Annotated in this window: 21 protein-coding genes and 1 tRNA gene; 12 read left to right on the top strand and 10 right to left on the bottom strand. The window is 68.2% G+C overall.

Features of this window, described 5'->3' with window-relative positions:
* Positions 1 to 61 precede the first annotated feature (61 nt).
* Positions 62 to 190 (bottom strand): DLW-39 family protein, encoded by a 129-nt coding sequence (locus C6Y14_RS18630; RefSeq protein WP_003999697.1) that lies wholly within the window; start codon positions 188 to 190, stop codon positions 62 to 64.
* Between the two features lie 339 nt (positions 191 to 529).
* On the opposite strand from C6Y14_RS18630, the gene C6Y14_RS45705 reads away from it, so the two are divergent.
* The gene (locus C6Y14_RS45705; protein ID WP_318658060.1) at positions 530 to 1246 is read left to right on the top strand and encodes a DUF6344 domain-containing protein; all 717 of its coding nucleotides are present in this window, start codon (positions 530 to 532) and stop codon (positions 1244 to 1246) included.
* Between the two features lie 1111 nt (positions 1247 to 2357).
* Here the strand turns inward: C6Y14_RS45705 and C6Y14_RS18615 are convergent.
* The 3 genes from C6Y14_RS18615 to C6Y14_RS18595 form a co-directional block, all read right to left on the bottom strand.
* Positions 2358 to 2594, bottom strand: a complete 237-nt coding sequence (locus tag C6Y14_RS18615) for a GntR family transcriptional regulator (RefSeq protein WP_107017868.1) — start codon at positions 2592 to 2594, stop codon at positions 2358 to 2360.
* A 1425-nt stretch (positions 2595 to 4019) separates the two neighbouring features.
* Complete coding sequence (locus C6Y14_RS18600) at positions 4020 to 4685, bottom strand: YdcF family protein (RefSeq protein WP_107017866.1); 666 nt, start codon at positions 4683 to 4685, stop codon at positions 4020 to 4022.
* The gene (locus C6Y14_RS18595) at positions 4685 to 5476 is read right to left on the bottom strand and encodes a GntR family transcriptional regulator (RefSeq protein WP_107017865.1); all 792 of its coding nucleotides are present in this window, start codon (positions 5474 to 5476) and stop codon (positions 4685 to 4687) included. Before C6Y14_RS18595 ends, C6Y14_RS18600 begins: the two co-directional genes overlap by 1 nt.
* A gap of 161 nt (positions 5477 to 5637) precedes the next feature.
* Between C6Y14_RS18595 and C6Y14_RS18590 the strand changes: the two genes are divergently transcribed.
* From C6Y14_RS18590 to C6Y14_RS18545, 10 genes are all read left to right on the top strand, one after another.
* Positions 5638 to 5967 (top strand): SCO3933 family regulatory protein, encoded by a 330-nt coding sequence (locus C6Y14_RS18590; protein ID WP_107017864.1) that lies wholly within the window; start codon positions 5638 to 5640, stop codon positions 5965 to 5967.
* Positions 5968 to 5969: 2 nt separating this feature from the next.
* Entirely contained in the window at positions 5970 to 7310 is a 1341-nt protein-coding gene (locus C6Y14_RS18585) for an FtsK/SpoIIIE domain-containing protein (RefSeq protein WP_107017863.1), read from the top strand.
* A 24-nt stretch (positions 7311 to 7334) separates the two neighbouring features.
* Complete coding sequence (locus tag C6Y14_RS18580; RefSeq protein WP_107017862.1) at positions 7335 to 8003, top strand: DUF2637 domain-containing protein; 669 nt, start codon at positions 7335 to 7337, stop codon at positions 8001 to 8003.
* A 14-nt stretch (positions 8004 to 8017) separates the two neighbouring features.
* Positions 8018 to 8206, top strand: a complete 189-nt coding sequence (locus C6Y14_RS18575; RefSeq protein WP_107017861.1) for a mobile element transfer protein — start codon at positions 8018 to 8020, stop codon at positions 8204 to 8206.
* Between the two features lie 14 nt (positions 8207 to 8220).
* A complete protein-coding gene (locus tag C6Y14_RS18570; RefSeq protein WP_107017860.1) occupies positions 8221 to 8376 on the top strand; it encodes a hypothetical protein in 156 nt (51 codons plus the stop codon).
* Between the two features lie 23 nt (positions 8377 to 8399).
* Positions 8400 to 8690 (top strand): SpdD protein, encoded by a 291-nt coding sequence (locus C6Y14_RS18565; RefSeq protein WP_107017859.1) that lies wholly within the window; start codon positions 8400 to 8402, stop codon positions 8688 to 8690.
* 93 nt (positions 8691 to 8783) lie between these two features.
* Positions 8784 to 8969 (top strand): hypothetical protein, encoded by a 186-nt coding sequence (locus C6Y14_RS18560; protein WP_107017858.1) that lies wholly within the window; start codon positions 8784 to 8786, stop codon positions 8967 to 8969.
* Positions 8962 to 10356 carry a replication initiator protein RepSA gene (gene repSA / locus C6Y14_RS18555; protein WP_107017857.1) on the top strand — a complete coding sequence of 465 codons (1395 nt, stop codon included), beginning with the start codon at positions 8962 to 8964 and terminating at the stop codon, positions 10354 to 10356. Before C6Y14_RS18560 ends, repSA begins: the two co-directional genes overlap by 8 nt.
* Entirely contained in the window at positions 10353 to 10541 is a 189-nt protein-coding gene (locus C6Y14_RS18550; protein ID WP_107017856.1) for a helix-turn-helix domain-containing protein, read from the top strand. The genes repSA and C6Y14_RS18550 overlap by 4 nt, the downstream gene beginning before the upstream one ends.
* Positions 10541 to 11698, top strand: coding sequence for a tyrosine-type recombinase/integrase (locus tag C6Y14_RS18545; protein WP_107017855.1), 1158 nt, complete (start codon positions 10541 to 10543; stop codon positions 11696 to 11698). Before C6Y14_RS18550 ends, C6Y14_RS18545 begins: the two co-directional genes overlap by 1 nt.
* 55 nt (positions 11699 to 11753) lie before the next feature.
* On the opposite strand, the gene C6Y14_RS18540 is transcribed toward C6Y14_RS18545, so the two are convergent.
* The 6 genes from C6Y14_RS18540 to recF all read right to left on the bottom strand — a co-directional run bounded on the left by C6Y14_RS18540 (position 11754) and on the right by recF (position 19489).
* A tRNA-Ile gene (locus C6Y14_RS18540) sits at positions 11754 to 11830 on the bottom strand.
* A gap of 201 nt (positions 11831 to 12031) precedes the next feature.
* The gene (locus C6Y14_RS18535) at positions 12032 to 12763 is read right to left on the bottom strand and encodes a DUF3566 domain-containing protein (protein ID WP_107017854.1); all 732 of its coding nucleotides are present in this window, start codon (positions 12761 to 12763) and stop codon (positions 12032 to 12034) included.
* An 18-nt stretch (positions 12764 to 12781) separates the two neighbouring features.
* Complete coding sequence (gyrA, locus tag C6Y14_RS18530; protein ID WP_107017853.1) at positions 12782 to 15397, bottom strand: DNA gyrase subunit A; 2616 nt, start codon at positions 15395 to 15397, stop codon at positions 12782 to 12784.
* 42 nt (positions 15398 to 15439) lie between these two features.
* The gene (gene gyrB / locus C6Y14_RS18525) at positions 15440 to 17500 is read right to left on the bottom strand and encodes a DNA topoisomerase (ATP-hydrolyzing) subunit B (RefSeq protein ID WP_199854776.1); all 2061 of its coding nucleotides are present in this window, start codon (positions 17498 to 17500) and stop codon (positions 15440 to 15442) included.
* 322 nt (positions 17501 to 17822) lie between these two features.
* Positions 17823 to 18368 carry a DUF721 domain-containing protein gene (locus tag C6Y14_RS18520; RefSeq protein WP_107017851.1) on the bottom strand — a complete coding sequence of 182 codons (546 nt, stop codon included), beginning with the start codon at positions 18366 to 18368 and terminating at the stop codon, positions 17823 to 17825.
* Positions 18365 to 19489 (bottom strand): DNA replication/repair protein RecF, encoded by a 1125-nt coding sequence (gene recF / locus C6Y14_RS18515; RefSeq protein WP_107017850.1) that lies wholly within the window; start codon positions 19487 to 19489, stop codon positions 18365 to 18367. Before recF ends, C6Y14_RS18520 begins: the two co-directional genes overlap by 4 nt.
* On the opposite strand from recF, the gene C6Y14_RS44720 reads away from it, so the two are divergent.
* On the top strand, positions 19488 to 19677 hold a 190-nt coding region (locus tag C6Y14_RS44720), incomplete at its 3' end, for a hypothetical protein (RefSeq protein ID WP_213084352.1). The genes recF and C6Y14_RS44720 overlap by 2 nt on opposite strands.

The raw sequence follows: 19677 nt of genomic DNA, 5'->3' as shown, positions 1-19677 counted from the left end.
CAACACAAAACCCCGGCCGCAGCAAGGCGGCCGGGGTTTGCAGTGGGACTGTCGTCGACACTCACGAACCCGTGGGCACGGAGTCGGTCGCCTCCGTCCACAGGTCCTGCTCGGCGCGATCCGCCTGGATCTGGCGGTACACGAGGAGCCCGCCGATGGCGGCCAGTGCGACCAGGAGAAGCTTCTTCACCGCGAGACCTCGTCTTTCTTAGGCGTTGGGGACTTCTGGCGCCCGACTATACACACCGGCCGATACCGATCGGTGACCTGCGTCGGGGCCTCAACTGCCCGCCGGGGCAGCGCAGTACGACCGGGGCCGCGCACTCCGATCGGAGGGTGATCACATCCTCACCGAGGGTGGTTTCACCCCGCTTTCCTCATGCTTCCGCTCATTTAATGAGCATTGCGCCCATCCGAGTGGTGTTCATCAGAAGATCGCCGCGCCACGGGCGTCGGTCCGTCACTTCGCAACCGACATACACATCATGAGGAAAGTATGCAAATCCACCCACCCGAAAGGAGAGGGACCATGACTCGCAACAAGGTCATGAACCTGTGGACCGCGGTCGTCACCGCCTTCCTCGCACTGTGCACGTCACTCGGACTGATCACGACGACCGCCGTCGCCGCCGTACCCACGACGGAGGCAGCGCGCAACCTCGACGCCCCGCGGGAAGCGACGGAGCAGGAGGAGCCCATCTGGACCCGCCCACGGGCGAGTGCCCTGCCACCCACGATGAAACAGCGCATTCACGCGGAGGCGCACGGCTCCTCCCCGTCCTGCCGGCACCGCCCGCCGACGGACGCGATGGACGCGGACGCCTCCGTCACACGGGACAGCGCCGAGGCACCGGCGATCGTCGCCGCCGCCATGAGCGCCGCAGTACCTACTGCCGTCGATACGACGGACTCCGCAGCGAGGGAACGTGCCGCGAGGGAACCTGTCACCAGGGATGCCGCCGCGACACCCGCCCATCCCTGCGGCACGACCCACATGACGACGGGTACCGCCGACGCACCCGAGGTTCAGGCCGCACGGACAGCAACACCCGCAACTCCGGCCGGCCAGACGGGCCAGACGGGCCAGACACGCACGGCAGCACCGGCAGCCCCGGCAGCACCCGCCGTGGATACCGCGTCCCTCGGTGCCGTCATGCTCCCCTCGCAGTCCTCGGCACCGGTCCAGCTCCCGGCGCTGGCTCCCGCCCCGGTTCTGGCTACCGCCGGCTCGGCGACGCGGGGATGACCTCGCACCCCCGGCATCGCCCCGGGCGCAGGGCATCCCTCCCAACTCCGCGGTTCCCCACACGAGGGCTCCACGCAGGGTCGACCGTCCCGCTGCAGGTTCGACAGGTGTCGCGGACCCGGCAGATCGGCCTCCGCTTCGACGGCGTCCGACACTTCGACGGCTTCGACGGCTTCGACGGCGCACGACACCGCGGTGATCCGGACTCCACCGACCGATTCGAAGGTGCCCCACGAGGGCCGCAGGACCGACATACGGTCGGGCGGATCGCGCGGCCGAGCCGGAGTACCGCCTCGGCGTTCTTGACCACCGGATGCGGGACGTCCCACGCGTCCGATCCATGCAGGCGTTGACCGTCGGACAGGAGATACCGGCTTCCGCGGCCAGACCCTTCCGGGTCCTGCCCTACGACTCACCGAGAAGCACTCCAGCAACGCGGCAGGCCCTCGCCCTCGACGGCGCAGTCCTGACCCAGGTCCGGCTCACTCGCGTCGGACGCCCCATTCGGCTGAAAGTTTTCTGTCACACGCTCAAGTACCGACCTTCAGCATCTGCACAAGCACGTGGATCACAGATCGACGGGTTGTATTTCCCGCACATGGCCCGGCGCGTGCTGCTGCACGCCTGCTGCGCGCCTACGGCAGACGCAACGCATCCCAGCAGAGAGCCCCTGCGTGCCCCCTGACGGCCGGTCAGCCACTGAACACAGGCCTCAGGGATTCCTCAGGCACCCCCAGACATTTCCGCGCCTCTCAGAGCCCCTAGAGCCCCCAGAAGCCGCAGAGGGCGGCAGAGGCCGCACAGACCCTAAGGCTGCCGCCGACCCGGCCGAGAGCCTCGGCCCACCCGCTTCGGGATCAGGTGCGCTTACCACGTGCCGTAAATGCCAAAAACCCCCAAGCGCGATGGCTTGGAGGTCTTTGAACTTGTGGGGCTAACAGGATTTGAACCTGTGGCCTCATCCTTATCAGGTCGATCATGGCGCCCCATCGAGCCTGGCACTCGCCTGATTGGTGGCCGATCGCTGGTCGCCACGGTTCGCCTTGGTCCGACTCCGTACGCGGCTGTTGGTGTCAGCCATTGATGTCAGACACCAAGCCGGGCTTGACACCTACGGCTTGGGCAGCTCGGTGACGAAGGTTCCGATGCCTGGCTGCATCTGTGCCAGCCCTGCGTCGCGAAGTTCAGTGAGGACACGTCGGGCCGTCATCTGAGCAATGCCGAACTCACCCTGAATCGCGAGAACACCCGGCAACTGGCTCCCCGGCGGGTAGTCGCCGTTCGCGATCCGCTGCTCAAAGATCGCGTACACCTGCTTCCACCTCGGGATGTCCGGTTTCCAATCCATGATCCGAAGCTAGGTGGCATAAGCCTGATCAGCGAGACGAGATTGCCTGACTCGCCTAGCTACCCTAGCTACCTAGTACTACGCTGCGGAAACACACTTCGCTCCCGCGGCCGTGCGACCGACCCGGGAGCGTGGACGACTGGATGGAGTCGACGTGAACGAGGGTACGCAGAATCTGCCCGCCTCGAACAGCTTGAACACGGCTACGGGGGAGCCTGTCCTCTACGGCTACTGCACATGGCACTGCGGCTACAGCGCCGATATCCGCGTGATTAACGTGGATGAGCAGGGTTCCGGACCAGGAGGTGTGCAGTCCGCTTGTCTCCCCTGCCGCGAGAAGTACGACCTGGTCCCGTTCTCCGACCGGCCATGACCGGAGCTTGGCGGCCGAAGCCGCCACCCGCTGCCGACCTCACCGGCTGGCAATACCTCGGCTGGCGCTGCTGCTGGTGCGCCGGACTTCTAGGACAAGGGGCCAGGTCCGCCGGCCGTGCTGAAGGACACAGCGGTGCACATGATCTGTCCGTCGAGGTGTACGAGTGCGACCCTCACTGCTCGAAGCGCCCGACAGAAACAGGACCGGCGTAGCTAGGTTCGGAAGATTGCGTACGAGGGGCCGAACCGGGATGCGCGGGCCCTTTCGCCGCGACGGATGGCGTCAGTACAGTCCAGAATTTTTATCGAGAAGCCTGCATCTGATTCGGCATTTCGGGGGGAAGAGTATCTGAGGATCGTGCCTAGACCTCGCCAGGTCCTTAGCCAGCACGTCCATAGATTGCGGACGCTGCCCTGGTTGGTAGTTGAGACTTGCCCTCACCCCGGGACCCCGCGTGAGGGCAAGGCCTCAGATGGTGTGCGCTGGCAGAAGCTGATCTGTGACTGGGCGTGGAAATCGCAACCGTACTGGTCGGCGGCGCCCCCCTTAGCCCACCACTCGCCCCAGCTCCCATCCCGTCCGCCGTCGACCCACACACCGTGGAGCGGGCGTGGTTCAGGGCGTCAAGGTGGAGCGCGCCACTGTACGAACGACCTTGACGCCCTGGGCCGCGGCTGCTCGGCTCTGCCTGGGTCGGCGGTGGACGGGATGGGAGCTCCCCGCGCACACCACACTCGGCCGGCAGTCGCGAACGGCGGCCCCTCCATCCCGGAGTCGGAGCGCCCCCGCCGGAGGCACATCTGTGACCGTGGCCGCGTTCGTGCGGTGATCGCCACTCATCGGCCCGGCCCGTCTATCCGTGGGCGCGCGTCGGCGCAGCGCCCGCAGCGCGGGCCGAAGGCATGAGCGCGGAGGGCGGCGGAGCCGGGAGCGCGCCCGGCGGAGCGGAGCGCAGCCGGACTTGATGAGGTAGAGAAACCTGTAACAACTCGCTCCGGCCGGTCAGATGGGGGATTCCTCGCGGCGTGGGCTGATCCGGGCTGAGTTGATCAGGTGGAAGCCGTGTCGGTGTGGAGGAGCCGACTGGTGAAGCCTTCGCGACAAAGGCGCTCATACGCTTCAAGCACGTGATCCGGTACGGACTGACTGATCATGAACCCCTGCTCCGGGTAGATCAGTAGACGCTGAAGTGCGCCGACAAGCATGTCGATGACCAGCCGCACATCCCCGATGGAATCCACGTACTCCTCGAACGCCATCGGAGTAGAAGCGCTGACGATCTCCACTCCCGACCACAGCTTGCACGCCGTGGCGTACGCCCTCCGCTCCTCGTACGGCTTGCTGATCAGAAGCACGGAGGCCACGTCCACTCCCGCCTCCTCAAGCAAGGCTTTGGAGAAGCGGATGTTCTCGCCGGTGTTGCGGGCGTGAGGCTCTACGAGCACCGCTGAGGCGGGCACGCCTCGTTCGAGGGCCCGTTCGCGGTAGTGGACCGCTTCGCCCCGCGGCATGCGATCCCGTGTCGTGCGGCTGGTGGCTCCCGTGAACACGAGCAGCGGAGCCATGCCGCGCTCGTAGAGGTCCACCGCCGTGTCGGCCACGCCCAGGTCGTGGCTGCCCAGGCCGACCGCGACTGAGCACGGCCGAAGAGCGTGGCCCATCTGGTGGTAATCCCACAGGCATCGCGCGTCGGCCCAGGCCTGCGTCGAGATCATTACTGCCCTTTCTCACCCTTCGCCGAGTCCGGGACCTTGAAGTCGTACTCCCAGGCAAAGCGCGAAGCCGCGTGCACACCGATGGCGAATTCGACCACTGTGCCAGAAGCCGTGTACGTCGTCCGGTGAAGCTCGACGACCGGTTCGCCCGCTGGGAGCTGCAAGAGCTTCGCCTCGTCCGACGTCGCCGCCCGGGCAAAAATCGCTTCCTTCATGTGGTCGATCTCGTAGCCCGCGTCGTACAGAACCCGGAATCCACCGCCACGGCCGGCCGGTCCCGGAGTCGGGTCCACGATCCGCGTGCCCTCGACGTGCTCGGGGCGGTAGTAGCTGGTCAACGTGTGGGTCGGCTGGTCGCCTTCCTTCACGACACGCGCTCGGGCATACACCTGCGCCCCTTCAGAAAGCCCGTGTGCGGCTGCCACTGCGGGCGGTGCTTCAACGAGGTCTACCGTCTGCGTCTGCTCGTTCCGGCGGTAGCTGCGTCCGGAAGCCACACGGTCCGCGATGAACGCGACCTCGTCCCCGTCTCGCCACTTGGCCTTGTCGTACCGGGAGATACCGAGCCGCTTGAGCGGCACCCGTTGCCGTACGACGGTGCCGTGGCCCCGGGATGAGGTCACCAGTCCCTCTGCTTCCAGCGCCTTGTAAGCCGCGTGGACCGTGGACTTTGAGCCCTCGCCCTCCGCGACCAACTCCCTGATCTGCGGAAGTTGCTGGCCCGGTGGGTATTCACCGCTCTTGATCTGCTCAGCCAGCTTGTCCGCTAGCTCTCGCCACTTGGGCGTCATCTCGCAGCTCCTCTCGACGAGAACAGTCAAACACAGTCCTGGGACTGTTGACAGTCCCGGGACTGCGTGTCAGAGTCTCCCTAGTTGCTCGCAGTCCTAGGACAGCGAGCGGGAGCGTCCCTCTTCGGGTTGCTTCGACGCATCGACTCAGGGAGTACTTCATGCCGTCGTTCAAGATCGATGTCTCGACCGCCGTGGTGTTCGTGGCGACCGCGCCGACGCCGAAGCTCATCAATCAGAAGACCGGGGAGCGTGCCGTGGACCGGGAGACCGGTGCGGGCCTGTCGACCGTGGGCCTGCTGGTTTCGGACGAGGGGGAGGGCAACCTCTACCAGGTGACGATCCCGGAGACGGGTATCCCGGAGGGCCTGGCGCCGGGGCTGCCGGTGAAGGTGGTCGGCCTGAAGGCGCGTGACTGGGAGAACGAGTTCAACGGCCAGAAGCGGCACGGGATCTCCTTCCGTGCGGTCGCGATCACCTCGGCGGTCTGATCATGACGGACCTGTCGGTGTGGCTGGAGGCCACGGGAGCAGCCGCGGGTGCCGGTGGTCTCGGCTACGCGAAGGTGCGCGCTCCTCGCGTGTACTGGTCGCTGGTCGGGATGCCGGTCACCTGGGGGCGCTTCGTCCTCTCGTACCGCTCGACCATGGACGTGTGCGGGCTGACGGTGCAGCCCTCGGGCCTGCGGGCGTTCATGACGCGCAACGTCGCCCGCCGCGAGGTGCAGCCGGTGCCCCCGAAGATCCGCCGGGTGCGGGGCACCTCGACCGGTCTGCGGGTCACTCTGCTCCTTCCGGCCGGGCTGGAGCCTGCCGACCTGATCGCCACCTCGGAACGGCTGCGTCATGCCTGGGGCGTGTACTCGGTGACCGTGGCGGAGACCAAGCCGGGGTACGTCGAGCTGCGCATGACCGGCTATGACGTGCTGCGCCGGGTGCGTATGCCGCGCAAGGCACGCCCTCGCGGCATGGTCGTGCCGGTTGCGCTGCGGGAGGACGGGACCGCTTTCGAGCGGGACTACCGCAAGGCTCCGATGGCGCTCACCCTGGGCGCGAACCACTCGGGCAAGTCGATGTATCAGCGCAACCTGATCAAGGGGCTCGCGCAACTGCCGGTGGCGCTGGTCGGCATCGACTGCAAGCGCGGGGTGGAACAGACCGCCTACGCCCCCCGGCTGTCGGCGCTGGCCACCACTCCGGACGAGTCCGCCTCGCTGCTGGCGGTCCTGGTGGCGGAGATGGAAGACCGCTTCGACCAGCTGCGGCAGCATGGCGTCTCGGACATGTGGGAGCTGCCTGCCGAGCTGCGGCCGGTGCCGGTCGTCGTCCTGGTGGACGAGGTGGCGGAGCTGTTCCTGATCTCCGCCAAGAAGGACGAGGAGCGCCGCGAGCGGATCGTGACCGCGCTGATCCGGCTGGCGCAGATGGCCCGCTCGGTCGGCATCTACCTGGAGATCTGCGGCCAGCGCTTCGGCTCCGACCTCGGCAAGGGCGCCACCATGCTCCGCGCACAGCTCACCGGCCGGGTGGTGCACCGGGTCAACGACAAGCAGACCGCCGAGATGGGCCTGAACGATGTGGCCCCCGACGCGGTCCCCATCGCCAGCCTGATCCCGATGGAGCGCCCCGGAACCGCCGTGGCGGCGGACTCCTCCGGCGGCTGGTCGAAGATCCGCACCCCGGACACGTCCCGGGACGAGGTGGCGGCCGTCTGCCGCGAGTTCGCCCACCTGGTCCCGGACTTCCCTGCCCTCAAGCCCTTCCGCCCCTACGTGCCCGCTGCCATGCCGGCCGTTTCTCCTCCGCTGGGCAAGGCCCGGCCGGTCACCAGCTGAACCCCTGGAAGGGAGGTGGTTCTCATGTCCCGCTCGATCCGTCCGGACGCCGTGATGGTCCAGGCCGTCATCGCCGGTGCGCTGTCCTTCGCCCACCTGCACGACCTGGCCGACGCTGCCGGACAGACCGGCTGGAAAGCCTGGGCCTATCCGATCTCGGTTGACCTGCTGCTCGTCGCCGCCTGGCGTCGGCTGCGCACCGCCCGCCGGGATCGATCGGCCTGGACCTGGTTCGTCATCGCGCTGGTCGCCTCACTCGGCGCGAACATCGCCACCGCCGGGCTCCTCGACCTCAACGCCGTTCCTGCCTGGCTCTGCATCCTCGTCGCTGGCTGGCCCGCCCTGGCCTTCCTCGGCGGCACCCTGCTGGTCCACTCAACCCCTGCGGCGCCGGTCGCTCCCACTCAGCCAGTGAGGGACGAACCGGCTCCGCAGGAAGTCGAGATGCAGCGCACCGACGAACCCGCGCCCGCCCCGGCTCCCGAACCGGCACCGGAGCTGACGGCCGCGCCGCCCAAGCCCCCGACCAGCGTCCCGGCGGTCCCGGTCGCCCTGCTCGACCACGCACGCAAGATCGCCGAAGCACACCGGGCTTCAACCGGTTCACCGATGCCCGCGGCTGATCTGTCGGCCCGGCTCGGACTGCCCGGACCGATGACCGACGCGATCACCACGCAACTCCAACTCGCCTGAAAGGAAGATCGCCCGTGGCTGCCTATCGCCGCTTCCGCAACGTGGTCCGCATGGGGCCGGTCAAAGTCGCGACCTACTACGACGGGCGCGGCCGGGACAAGCACACGGCCGCCTGCGCCACCCCCGGCTGCGGCTTCTCCACCGAGCACGACGACCGCTCGGCCGCTGAACTCACCGCCCGCACCCACCGCTGCAAGGCCTGACAGGAGATCCCGTCATGGACGTACCCATGTGGCTCGCCCTGCTCGTCATCGGCGTCCTGGGCGTCAAGCTCGCCCGCCCGCCGTGGTGGCTGGTGGCCGTGCTCCTGCTCGGCGGCTACCTCGTCGCCGACAGCTTCCTGGGCCCCGCCGTCGACACCGCGATCAAGTAACCCGACTCGAAAGGACAGCCATCGTGTTCACCCCGAGGTATCCGACTCCCGACACCGCGCCGCCCCCGGCCCAGTCCACCCCGGTCCCCGCGGCCGACATTCCGGCCCCGCTCGCACCGGTCTCGGCACGGCCCATGGTCCAGCTCACCCCCGGTAGTGCGCTCGCCCTCGTCGGCGGCGGCACCGCCGTGGTCCTGGTCGTCGGCGCCGTCCTGGTCTCGATGCTCCTGGCCGTGGCCGTCACCGGTATCTCGGTCGCCGTCGTCGCCGTCGTCCTGCGCCTGCTGCTCAAGGACCTCAACAACCAGCGCTAACGGCCCCCGGAGCGGCCTCGGTCGCCAAACTTCCGCCACTCCGGGCGCCTGCACCACTTCCAGATCCGACGGACCCGAAAGGGAAGCTCCATCATGGCCCAGCTCGCCCCTGCCCGCGCCCGTATCTGCCGCGCCTGCGACGGCTTCGCCACCGCTGTGATCACCACCGGAACCCGCCACTGCGACGGCACCCGCGCCACCCTCCACGTCACCTGCCCGGCCTGCCAGGGCACCGGTCACCGCGCTCCGGCTCGTCGGCAGGAGACCGCCCGTGTCTGACACCGCCACCATGGCGGGCCTGGACCCGGCCACCCTCGCCGACGTGCTGAGGCTGGCCGGGTCAGAAGGCTTCGACCGCATCCAAGACCAGATCCGCCGCACCGGCGGCTGCTCCGACCCCATCCACCTGCAAGGCTCCACCGTCACCCGTGATGCCCGCAGCGGGCACGTGCTGCACTCGTACTCCACTGACGCCGAACCCGGCGGTCGACTGCGCCTCGCCTGCGGCAACCGCCGTGCCTCCCGCTGCCCGTCCTGCGCCTGGACCTACGCGGGCGACACCTACCACCTGATCCGCGCCGGACTGATCGGAGACCCGGCCAAGGGCACCCCTCCCACCATCCGCGAGCACCCGCGCGTCTTCGCCACCCTCACCGCACCCTCGTTCGGCCCCGTCCACAACCGGCCCGGAAACCGGCCGTGCGCCTGCGGCATCCACCACCAGGAGGACGCCGCCGAACTGGGCACGGCCCTGACCCCTGCCACGTACGACTACGCAGGCGCGGTGCTGTGGAACAACCACGCCTCCGACCTGTGGCGCTACTTCACGATCTACCTCCGCCGCGAGATCGCCCGCCGCGCCGGTCTGACCCAGAAAGCCGCGCACGAACAATCGCGCGTCTCCTTCGGCAAGGTCGCCGAGTACCAGAAACGCGGGGCCGTGCACTTCCACGCCGTCATCCGCTTCGACGGACCGGACGGACCCGACTCCCCGCCCCCGCACTGGGCCACCCTCGACCTGCTCACCGACGCCATCCACGCCGCTGCCGCCCGCGTCGCCGTCGACGTCCCGCCCGCCGGGGACCAGCAAGCCCGCACGCTGCTCTGGGGCACCCAGCTCGACGTACAGCCCATCGGCGCCTTCGGCAACGGCGAGGACATCACCGAACAGGCCGTCGCCTCCTACGTCGCCAAATACGCCACCAAAGCCGCCGAAACCACCGGCACCGTCGACCGGCGCATCGGCAACAAAGAGGCCCTGGCCCTCCTCGGCGTACCCGACCATCCCGCCCGGCTCATCGCGGCCTGCCTCGACCTGCACGCGCTCTACCCCGAACGCAAGCTCCGCGACTGGGCCCACATGCTCGGCTTCCGCGGCCACTTCTCGACGAAGTCCCGCCGCTACTCCACCACCCTCGGCGCCCTCCGCCAGGTCCGCGCCGACTACCGGGCTGCTCAGCAACGCGTCTCCCTCGGCCTGCCCGACCCCGCAGACCACCCGGAGACGACCGTCCGCGTGCTCGCCCACTGGACCTATGCCGGCCACGGCAACACCCCCGGCGAATCCTGGCTCGCCGCCAACATCCGCCGGGACATCCAGCACAGCCGAGAGACCGCCCGCGAGGAACTACCCGGCCAGCTCGCCCTGGAAGGAGCCGACGCATGACCACCGCCTCGCCTTCGCTGCTGACCGTCCCCGAGGTCATGACGCGGCTCAAGCTCGGACGGACCAAGGTCTACGACCTGATCCGCACTCACCGCCTCGTCTCCATCAAGGTCGACGGATGCCGACGCATCCCGGATGACGCGGTCCGCGACTTCATCGTGGGTCAGATCGGTAGGGCTGCCTGATGGCGAAGCGTCGGCCCAACGGCGGCGGCACCATCGCGAAGCGGTCCGATGGCCGGTACCAGGGCGCTGCCTACGTCACCGACACGGACGGCAACCGAGTGCGGAAGTACGTGTATGGCCGGACCTGGGACGAAGCGAACGAGAAGCTCGGCAAGCTCCAGGACCAGGAGCGCAACGGCGTTCCCGTTCCGTCCCGCTCCTGGAGCCTCGGCGAGTGGCTGGCCTACTGGCTGGAGCACATCGTGAAGCCGGAGCGGGAGCACAACACGTACGTGAAGTACGAGTCCAAGGTCCGGCTCTACCTGGTCCCCCAGCTCGGCAAGAAGGCCATGATCCGGCTGACACCCGCGCAGATCCGGACCGTCATGGCGAAGCTCAAGGCGGACGGTGTTGGCGCCGCTGCTCGCTTCGAGGTGCTGCGCGTCCTCCGCAACGCGCTGAACCGTGCCATACGCGAGGAGCTGGTGACACGGAACGTCGCGCTACTGGTGGACATGCCCAAGGTCAGCAAGGGCGAGGCACGGCCCTGGAACGCTCAGGAAGCCGTCGCCTTCCTGCGTGCCTCTCGCGCACACCGGCTGTACGCGGCCTGCGTCCTGGTGCTCGTCCTCGGCCTGCGCCGCAGCGAGGTCCTGGGCCTGCGGTGGCAGGACGTCGACTTCGACCGGGGCCAGTTCACGCCCGTCAAGCAGGTGCAGCGGGTCAAGGGCGACGGCCTGGTGCTCAAGGACCTCAAGACCGAGTCGTCCCAGGCTGTGCTGCCGCTGCCGGAGTTCTGTGCCCGGGCCCTCCGGGAGCGTCGGGAGCTCCAGGACCTCGAACGCCGGATTGTTGGCGACGGCTGGGACCAGAAACCGGGGCAGGATCTCGTCTTCTCGTCCGAACGGGGCGGCCCGATCGACCCGATGGGCTTCTCCCGGAGTTTCGAGCGGCTGGTGAAACGCGCCGGTGTCCGCCGCATCACGGTCCGGCTGGCCCGGCACACCTGCGGGACCCTGCTGGCCTTCCTGAAGGTGCATCCCAAGGTCGCTCAGGCGATCCTGCGGCACAGTCAGATCAGCATGACCATGGACGTCTACACGCACGTCGTGGGCGACGGAGAACGGGAAGCCGTGGCGCTGCTCGCCGAGCTTCTGGAAGATCCGCTCATCGGCTGATGTCAGCCATGGATGTCAAAGGCCCCCAGCCGCTATCGACTGGGGGCCTTTGTGCTGGTGGGGCTAACAGGATTTGAACCTGTGGCCTCATCCTTATCAGGGATGCGCTCTAACCAACTGAGCTATAGCCCCGCCGCGCTCTGCGGTGTATGTCCCGCGCGCTGACCTCTGAAGATTAGCGCACGACGGGGCCAGTCCCAAAATCGGTATCCGGGGCCCGTCCCGGCCTGCCCGGACGGCCCGGAACGGCACCCGCCGACAACACGTGGGCAACACAGAAGAGCGCACCCCGGGCCGGGATGCGCTCTTGTGGTGGAGCCGTGGTGACAACGTTTACTCGTCCTCGGCGAGCGTGAGCTCGATACCGCCGACGAAGCCCGCGGAGAGGTTGTAGATGAACGCGCCGAGGGTGGCGAGTGCGGTGGCCAGGACTACGTCGATGACGGCGATGATCGACGTGAAGATCAGGACGCGCGGCAGCGACAGGAACGACTGCAGGTCGAAGCCGTTCGACTCGTTCGAGCCGGTGGCCTCGGAGATCGTGCCGCCCACGGTGGAGAAGACGCCCATGGCGTCCATGACCATCCACAGCACCGCGGCCGCGACGATCGTGCAGATCCCGAGCGCGATGGAGAGCAGGAAGCTGACCTTCATCACCGACCAGGGGTCGGCCTTGGCCACCCGCAGCCGGGCCTTGCGCGTACGGGGCGTGGTGCGCGCCCCGGTGCGCGGCCGGCGTACGGCGCCCGCGGCGGGCGCCGTGTGCGCCGCGTACGCCTGGGGCGGGTGGTACGGCTGGGCGGCCTGCTGCGGCTGCCGCTCGCCCGGGAGGGGCGAGCCCGGCGCCGGCGGCACCGCCGTGCCAGAAGGTGCCGCCGGGCCCGGAGGCACCGGCGAGCCTGGGGCCGCACCGGCCGCGTACTGCGGCGTCTGTGGGCCTCGGGTGTCCGTCACAGTTCCCCCCTGGGATCCATGAGAGTCATGGGAGTCGGTCGCCTCCGTGGCGGAGCCACGGCCGCCGTCCGTTTCCGTATCGGTCGAACCGGCGCCCGTGGCTCCGCTCACGATGACTCACTCCTCGCGCTACTCGTCCGAGGACGGCTCGCCCTCGTCCGTACCGACGGCCGACTCGACCTCGTCCGAGTCGTCGACCACCCCGTCGACTTCCTCGGCCTCGCGACCGGCCTCGGCGTTACGTGCGATACCGACGACGGCATCGCGCTTGCCCAGGTTGATCAGTTGAACGCCCATGGTGTCACGGCCCGTCTCCCTGACCTCGTTGACTCGCGTGCGAATCACACCGCCGGACAGTGTGATGGCGAGGATCTCGTCCGTCTCCTCGACCACCAGCGCGCCGACGAGCGAGCCGCGGTCCTCGACGATCTTGGCGGCCTTGATACCCAGGCCACCGCGACCCTGGACGCGGTAGTCGTCGACAGCGGTCCGCTTCGCGTACCCACCGTCTGTGGCAGTGAACACGAACGTACCGGGTCGAACAACATTCATCGAGAGGAGCTGGTCCCCCTCGCGGAAGCTCATCCCCTTGACTCCCGAGGTGGCACGGCCCATGGGGCGCAGCGCGTCGTCCGTCGCGGTGAACCTGATCGATTGGGCCTTCTTGCTGATCAGAAGCAGATCGTCCTCTGCCGAAACCAGCTCGGCTCCGATCAGTTCGTCGTCGGAACCGTCCTCCGTCTCACGGAGATTGATCGCGATGACGCCTCCGGAACGCGGCGAATCGTAATCCTTCAGGGATGTCTTCTTCACCAGTCCGCCCTTGGTGGCGAGGACCAGATAGGGCACCGCTTCGTAGTCGCGGATCGCGAGGATCTCGGCGATCGCCTCGTCCGGCTGGAAGGCCAGCAGGTTCGCGACGTGCTGACCGCGCGCCTCACGCCCGGCGTCGGGAAGCTCGTACGCCTTCGCGCGGTAGACCCGGCCCTTGTTGGTGAAGAACAGCAGCCAGTGGTGTGTCGTCGACACGAAGAAGTGGTCGACGATGTCGTCTTCCTTGAGCTTCGTCCCGCGTACGCCCTTGCCGCCGCGCTTCTGCGAGCGGTAGTCCTCGGCCTTGGTGCGCTTGATGTAGCCACCGCGCGTGATGGTGACGACGATGTCCTCCTCGGCGATCAGGTCCTCCATGGACATGTCGCCGTCGAAGGGCACCAGCTTGGAGCGGCGGTCGTCACCGAACTTGTCGACGATCGCGGTCAGTTCCTCGCTGATGATGGCGCGCTGCCGCTCGGGCGAGGCCAGGATCGCGTTGTACTCGCGGATCTTCGCCTGCAGCTCGTCGTGCTCGGCGACGATCTTCTGACGCTCCAGGGCGGCGAGCCGGCGCAGCTGCATCTCAAGGATGGCGTTGGCCTGGATCTCGTCGATCTCCAGGAGGCCCATCAGGCCCTCGCGCGCGATCTCGACGGTGTCGCTGCGCCGGATCAGCGCGATGACCTCGTCGATGGCGTCCAGGGCCTTCAGGAGGCCACGCAGGATGTGCGCGCGCTCCTCGGCCTTGCGCAGCCGGAAACGCGTACGCCGGACGATGACCTCGATCTGGTGCGTCACCCAGTGCCGGATGAACGCGTCGAGCGACAGGGTGCGCGGCACGCCGTCCACCAGCGCCAGCATGTTGGCGCCGAAGTTCGTCTGCAGGTCGGTGTGCTTGTACAGGTTGTTCAGGACGACCTTGGCGACCGCGTCCCGCTTCAGGACGATCACCAGGCGCTGGCCCGTACGCGAGGAGGTCTCGTCGCGGACGTCGGCGATGCCGCCGATCTTGCCGTCCTTCACCAGGTCGGCGATCTTCTGGGCCAGGTTGTCGGGGTTGACCTGGTAGGGGAGCTCGGTGACCACCAGGCACTGGCGGTTCTGGATCTCCTCGACCTCGACGACCGCGCGCATCGTGATGGAGCCACGGCCCGTGCGGTACGCCTCCTCGATGCCCTTGCGGCCCACCACCAGGGCGCCGCTCGGGAAGTCGGGGCCCTTGATGCGCTCGATCAGCGCGTCCAGGAGCTCCTCGTGGGAGGCCTCGGGGTTCTCCAGGTACCACTGGGCGCCGGAGGCGACCTCGCGAAGGTTGTGCGGCGGGATGTTGGTCGCCATACCGACCGCGATGCCCGCCGAGCCGTTGATCAGCAGGTTCGGGAAGCGGGCGGGCAGGACGGTCGGCTCCTGGGAGCGGCCGTCGTAGTTGTCCGTGAAGTCGACGGTGTCCTCGTCGATGTCGCGGACCATCTCCATGGACAGCGGCATCATCTTGCACTCGGTGTACCGCATGGCGGCGGCCGGGTCGTTGCCCGGGGAACCGAAGTTGCCGTTCGAGTCCACCAGCGGCATCCGCATCGACCACGGCTGCGCGAGACGGACCAGCGCGTCGTAGATCGAGGAGTCGCCGTGCGGGTGGTAGTTGCCCATGACGTCGCCGACGACGCGGGCGCACTTGTAGAAGCCCTTCTCGGGCCGGTAGCCGCCGTCGTACATGGCGTACAGGACGCGGCGGTGGACGGGCTTGAGACCGTCCCGTACGTCGGGCAGCGCGCGCGACACGATGACGGACATCGCGTAGTCGAGGTACGAGCGCTGCATCTCGGTTTCGAGCCCGACAGGCTCGACCCGCAGGGTGGTCTCACCGTCTTCCACGGGGATGCCCGCGGGGATGCCGGGACCGGTGGGGGAAATGGGTGTCTCGTCGGTCATTGCTGGTGCAGATCCTTTCTGACGCGGTCAGCTGAGACCGACTCAGATGTCGAGGAAGCGGACGTCCTTGGCGTTGCGCTGGATGAACGCGCGGCGTGCTTCGACGTCCTCGCCCATCAGCACCGAGAAGAGGTCGTCCGCCTGGGCGGCGTCGTCGAGGGTGACCTGGCCGAGGACGCGGTGCTCCTGGTCCATGGTCGTGATGCGCAGCTCCTCGGCGTTCATCTCACCGAGACCCTTGAAGCGCTGGATGGAGTCCTCCCGGACGCGCTTGCCGGCCTGCCGTCCGAGCTCGATCAGGGCGTCGCGCTCGCGGTCCGAGTACGCGTACTCGAAGTCGTCGCGGCCCCACTTGATCTTGTAGAGCGGCGGACGGGACAGGAAGACGTGCCCGGCCTCGACCAGCGGCCGCATGAAGCGGAACAGGAAGGTCAGCAGCAGGGTGTTGATGTGCTGGCCGTCGACGTCGGCGTCCGCCATCAGGATGATCTTGTGATAGCGGAGCTTGGCGATGTCGAAGTCCTCGTGGACCCCGGTGCCGAAGGCCGAGATCAGCGCCTGGATCTCCTGGTTCTGCAGGATCTTGTCGATCCGCGCCTTCTCGACGTTGAGGATCTTTCCCCGGATCGGGAGGATCGCCTGGTACTGGGGGTTGCGGCCGGACTTGGCCGAACCGCCGGCGGAGTCACCCTCGACGATGAAGATCTCGCACTTGGTGGGGTCGTTGGACTGGCAGTCGCTCAGCTTGCCCGGCAGCGAAGCCGTCTCCAGGAGCCCCTTGCGGCGGGTGAGGTCGCGGGCCTTGCGGGCCGCCACGCGCGCGGTGGCCGCCTGGATGGACTTGCGGATGATGTCCGCGGCCTCGTTCGGGTTGCGGTCCAGCCAGTCGCTGATGTGCTCGTGCACGACCTTCTGTACGAAGGTCTTCGCCTCGGTGTTGCCCAGCTTGGTCTTGGTCTGGCCCTCGAACTGCGGCTCGCCCAGCTTGATCGAGATGATCGCCGTCAGACCCTCGCGGATGTCGTCGCCCGTGAGGTTGTCGTCCTTCTCGCGCAGCAGCTTCTTGTCGCGCGCGTACCGGTTGATGAGACCGGTGAGCGCCGCACGGAAGCCCTCCTCGTGCGTACCGCCCTCGTGGGTGTGGATGGTGTTGGCGAAGGAGTACACGCCCTCGCTGTAGCCGCCGTTCCACTGCATCGCGACTTCGAGGGAGAGCATGCGCTCCTTGTCCTCGGCCTCGATGTCGATCACCGTGGGGTGGATGACCTCGCCCTTGCGGGAGTTGAGGTACGTCACGAAGTCGACGATGCCGCCCTCGTAGTGGTACGTGACGGACTTGACCTCGACGGGCTCGTCCGCACCGGCCTCGTCGGCGCCCACCGTGGCCTTGGCCGAGTCGCGCTCATCAGTGAGTTTGATGGTCAAACCCTTGTTGAGGAACGCCATCTCCTGGAAGCGCCGCGAGAGCGTCTCGAAGGAGTAGTCCGTGGTCTCGAAGATGTCGCCGTCGGCCCAGAAGGTGACCGAGGTGCCGGTCTCGTCCGTGGCCTCGTGCTCGGCCAGCGGGGCCGTCGGGACGCCCAGCTTGTAGTCCTGCGTCCAGCGGCGTCCGTCGGTCCTGATCTCCACGGCCACCTTGGTGGACAGCGCGTTCACGACGGAGACGCCCACGCCGTGCAGACCGCCGGAGACCGCGTAGCCGCCGCCGCCGAACTTGCCGCCCGCGTGCAGCACGGTCAGGACGACCTCGACGGCGGGCTTGCCCTCGGAGGGGACGATGCCCACCGGGATGCCACGGCCGTTGTCGACGACGCGGACGCCGCCGTCGGGAAGGATCGTGACGTCGATCGTGTCCGCGTGGCCGGCCAGCGCCTCGTCGACGGAGTTGTCGACCACCTCGTACACGAGGTGGTGCAGTCCACGCTCGCCGGTCGACCCGATGTACATACCGGGTCGCTTGCGGACCGCGTCCAGGCCTTCGAGGACGGTGATGGCGCTGGCATCGTACGAGGCCGTGACCTCGCCGTTCGAGGAGTGGGACCCGCTTTTCGCGGCCGCGTCGGTGGACGGGATGTTCTCGTTGGGGTTGCCGGAATCGGCCACGAAGCGCCCTTTCTGGCACAGCACAAGCCAAGCTCCGGGCGCCCTCGGGGGAGGGTCTCCGGAGCGGCTGCGGCGTGTTACGTCGGTAAGCCTTTGTCAGCGTTGCTCGGTGTGTCCCACAAGTGGGGCGGGATTAGCTTCCAGTCTACCGGTAGCGCCGACAGTGATGGGGGTTTGCCGGTACCTGAGTCCGCATGTGCCGCCCTGAACCGGTCTCCACCGACTCCCCATATGTGGACCCGGGCTCAAAGAGGCGCAGAGCGGCACTCAGCGCTTCCGGGTGTCAACCCGGCGCTACGGACGGCATACCGCCCGGTCTGGCTCACCCGTAGGTGTCACCGGGACCCGTGCTGCCAGGGGCGCGCAGGGGGCCGTAGCGGTGGGCGGGACCCCCGGGGCCCAGCACCTTGATCAGCCGCACCGTGCCGTGCCCGAGGTCCTCGTTCAGGCGGGCGACCAGCTGCGGAGCGAGCAGCCGCAGGTTGGTGGCCCAGGCCGTCGAGTCGCACCGCACGACCAGTACCCGCTCGTCCTCGTCGTACTTCTCCGGTACGCAGTGCTTGGCCAGGTCGTCCCCGACGATCTGCGGCCAGCGGCCCATGACCCCGCCGACGGCGGCCGGGGTCTCCCAGCCGCGCTCGGTGATGAGCCGGTTGATGGCGGATCCGAGTGCCATGGGATCGCGCCCGTCGGCGTGCGCGCCGGAGCGCAGACCGCCACGACGCGCCTGCTTCTTGTCACGCGCCGCGTCCCCACGCGCGCGTGCCTGCTCCTTCGCCGCGCGCAGGGCCACGCGCGCGAGGTCGACCCCGGAGGGTTCGGGAGTGTTCTTCGGGCCGTCCTGGGGGCTGGATGTGTTCTCGCTCATACGCGCTCCACGGTGCCCTCGGACACCGCGTACCGCGTCCCCGTCAGGACGCCCGGCACGTCGTCGCCGACCGCGGCCGTCACCAGTACCTGCTCTCCGGGGGCGACCAGTTCGGCGAGGCGTTCGCGGCGACGGGTGTCCAGCTCGGCGAACACGTCGTCGAGGACGAGCACCGGCTCGTTGCCCTCGGCCCGGAGCAGGTCGTACGAGGCGAGGCGCAGCGACAGCGCGTACGACCAGGACTCGCCGTGTGACGCGTATCCCTTCGCGGGCAGCTGGCCAAGTTTGAGCAGTAGTTCGTCCCTGTGGGGGCCCACGAGGGTGACCCCCCGTTCGATCTCCTGCTTGCGGCTCTCCACCAGGGCCGCCGTCAGCTGCTCGTACAGCTCCTCGCGCGCGTGCCCGGTGATCCCGGGCGAGGAGGGCTTGTACTCCAGAGCCACCGGACCGCCGCCGGGCGCGAGCTGCTCGTACGCCTTGTCGGTGAGCGGCTGGAGCATGGCGATCAGATCGAGCCGCTGGGCGAGCAGCTCGGCGCCCACGCGCGCGAGGTGCTGGTCCCACACGTCGAGGGTGGAGAGGTCCATCGTGCGGCCGCCGTGGCGGCGGGCGAGCGCGGCCGACTTCAGGAGGGTGTTGCGCTGCTTCAGGACCCGGTCGTAGTCCGAGCGCACGCCCGCCATCCGCGGAGAGCGTGCGGTGATCAGCTCGTCGAGGAACCGCCGGCGTTCACCGGGATCGCCCTTGACCAGCGCCAGGTCCTCGGGCGCGAACAGCACGGTCCGTACGATGCCGAGCACGTCACGGGGTCTGACCTGCGAGGACCTGTTGATGCGGGCGCGGTTCGCCTTGCCGGGGTTCAGTTCGAGTTCAACGAGCTGCTGGCGGTCGCCCTGGCGGATGTTGGCCCGGATGATCGCCCGCTCGGCGCCCATCCGCACGAGAGGCGCGTCGGACGAGACCCGGTGGCTGCCGAGGGTGGCGAGATAGCCGACCGCCTCGACGAGGTTGGTCTTGCCCTGTCCGTTGGGCCCCACGAACGCGGTGACGCCCGGGTCGAGCGGAACCTCGACCCGGGCGTACGAACGGAAGTCGGCCAGCGACAGATGCGTGACGTGCATGGTCGTTCGCCGACCTCCCCCGGAGCTGTGGATCCGCGGTGCGGACCTGTGGACTGCTTCTTCTCCCGAACCGCCGCCGGAATCCTCCGGACCGCCTCCGGGCTACTTCTTCTCGACGGCGTGGCCGCCGAACTGGTTGCGCAGTGCCGCGATCATCTTCATCTGCGGTGAGTCGTCCTGCCGGGACG

The sequence above is a fragment of the Streptomyces dioscori genome, from assembly GCF_003024195.1.
Classification (GTDB): Bacteria; Actinomycetota; Actinomycetes; order Streptomycetales; family Streptomycetaceae; genus Streptomyces; species Streptomyces dioscori.
This window is presented reverse-complemented; position numbering and strand designations above follow the sequence as displayed.

Excerpts from the sequence above, each read along its gene's own strand:
- C6Y14_RS18580 (WP_107017862.1), top strand. The coding sequence starts at position 7,335 with ATGTCCCGCTCGATCCGTCCGGACGCCGTGATGGTCCAGGCCGTCATC.
- C6Y14_RS18585 (WP_107017863.1), top strand. The coding sequence starts at position 5,970 with ATGACGGACCTGTCGGTGTGGCTGGAGGCCACGGGAGCAGCCGCGGGT.
- recF (WP_107017850.1), bottom strand. The coding sequence starts at position 19,489 with ATGCACGTCACGCATCTGTCGCTGGCCGACTTCCGTTCGTACGCCCGG.
- C6Y14_RS18600 (WP_107017866.1), bottom strand. The coding sequence starts at position 4,685 with ATGATCTCGACGCAGGCCTGGGCCGACGCGCGATGCCTGTGGGATTAC.
- gyrA (WP_107017853.1), bottom strand. The coding sequence starts at position 15,397 with ATGACCGACGAGACACCCATTTCCCCCACCGGTCCCGGCATCCCCGCG.
- C6Y14_RS18615 (WP_107017868.1), bottom strand. The coding sequence starts at position 2,594 with ATGGATTGGAAACCGGACATCCCGAGGTGGAAGCAGGTGTACGCGATC.
- C6Y14_RS18550 (WP_107017856.1), top strand. The coding sequence starts at position 10,353 with ATGACCACCGCCTCGCCTTCGCTGCTGACCGTCCCCGAGGTCATGACG.
- C6Y14_RS18560 (WP_107017858.1), top strand. The coding sequence starts at position 8,784 with ATGGCCCAGCTCGCCCCTGCCCGCGCCCGTATCTGCCGCGCCTGCGAC.
- C6Y14_RS18590 (WP_107017864.1), top strand. The coding sequence starts at position 5,638 with ATGCCGTCGTTCAAGATCGATGTCTCGACCGCCGTGGTGTTCGTGGCG.
- C6Y14_RS18520 (WP_107017851.1), bottom strand. The coding sequence starts at position 18,368 with ATGAGCGAGAACACATCCAGCCCCCAGGACGGCCCGAAGAACACTCCC.
- C6Y14_RS18570 (WP_107017860.1), top strand. The coding sequence starts at position 8,221 with ATGGACGTACCCATGTGGCTCGCCCTGCTCGTCATCGGCGTCCTGGGC.
- C6Y14_RS45705 (WP_318658060.1), top strand. The coding sequence starts at position 530 with ATGACTCGCAACAAGGTCATGAACCTGTGGACCGCGGTCGTCACCGCC.
- C6Y14_RS18545 (WP_107017855.1), top strand. The coding sequence starts at position 10,541 with ATGGCGAAGCGTCGGCCCAACGGCGGCGGCACCATCGCGAAGCGGTCC.
- C6Y14_RS18595 (WP_107017865.1), bottom strand. The coding sequence starts at position 5,476 with ATGACGCCCAAGTGGCGAGAGCTAGCGGACAAGCTGGCTGAGCAGATC.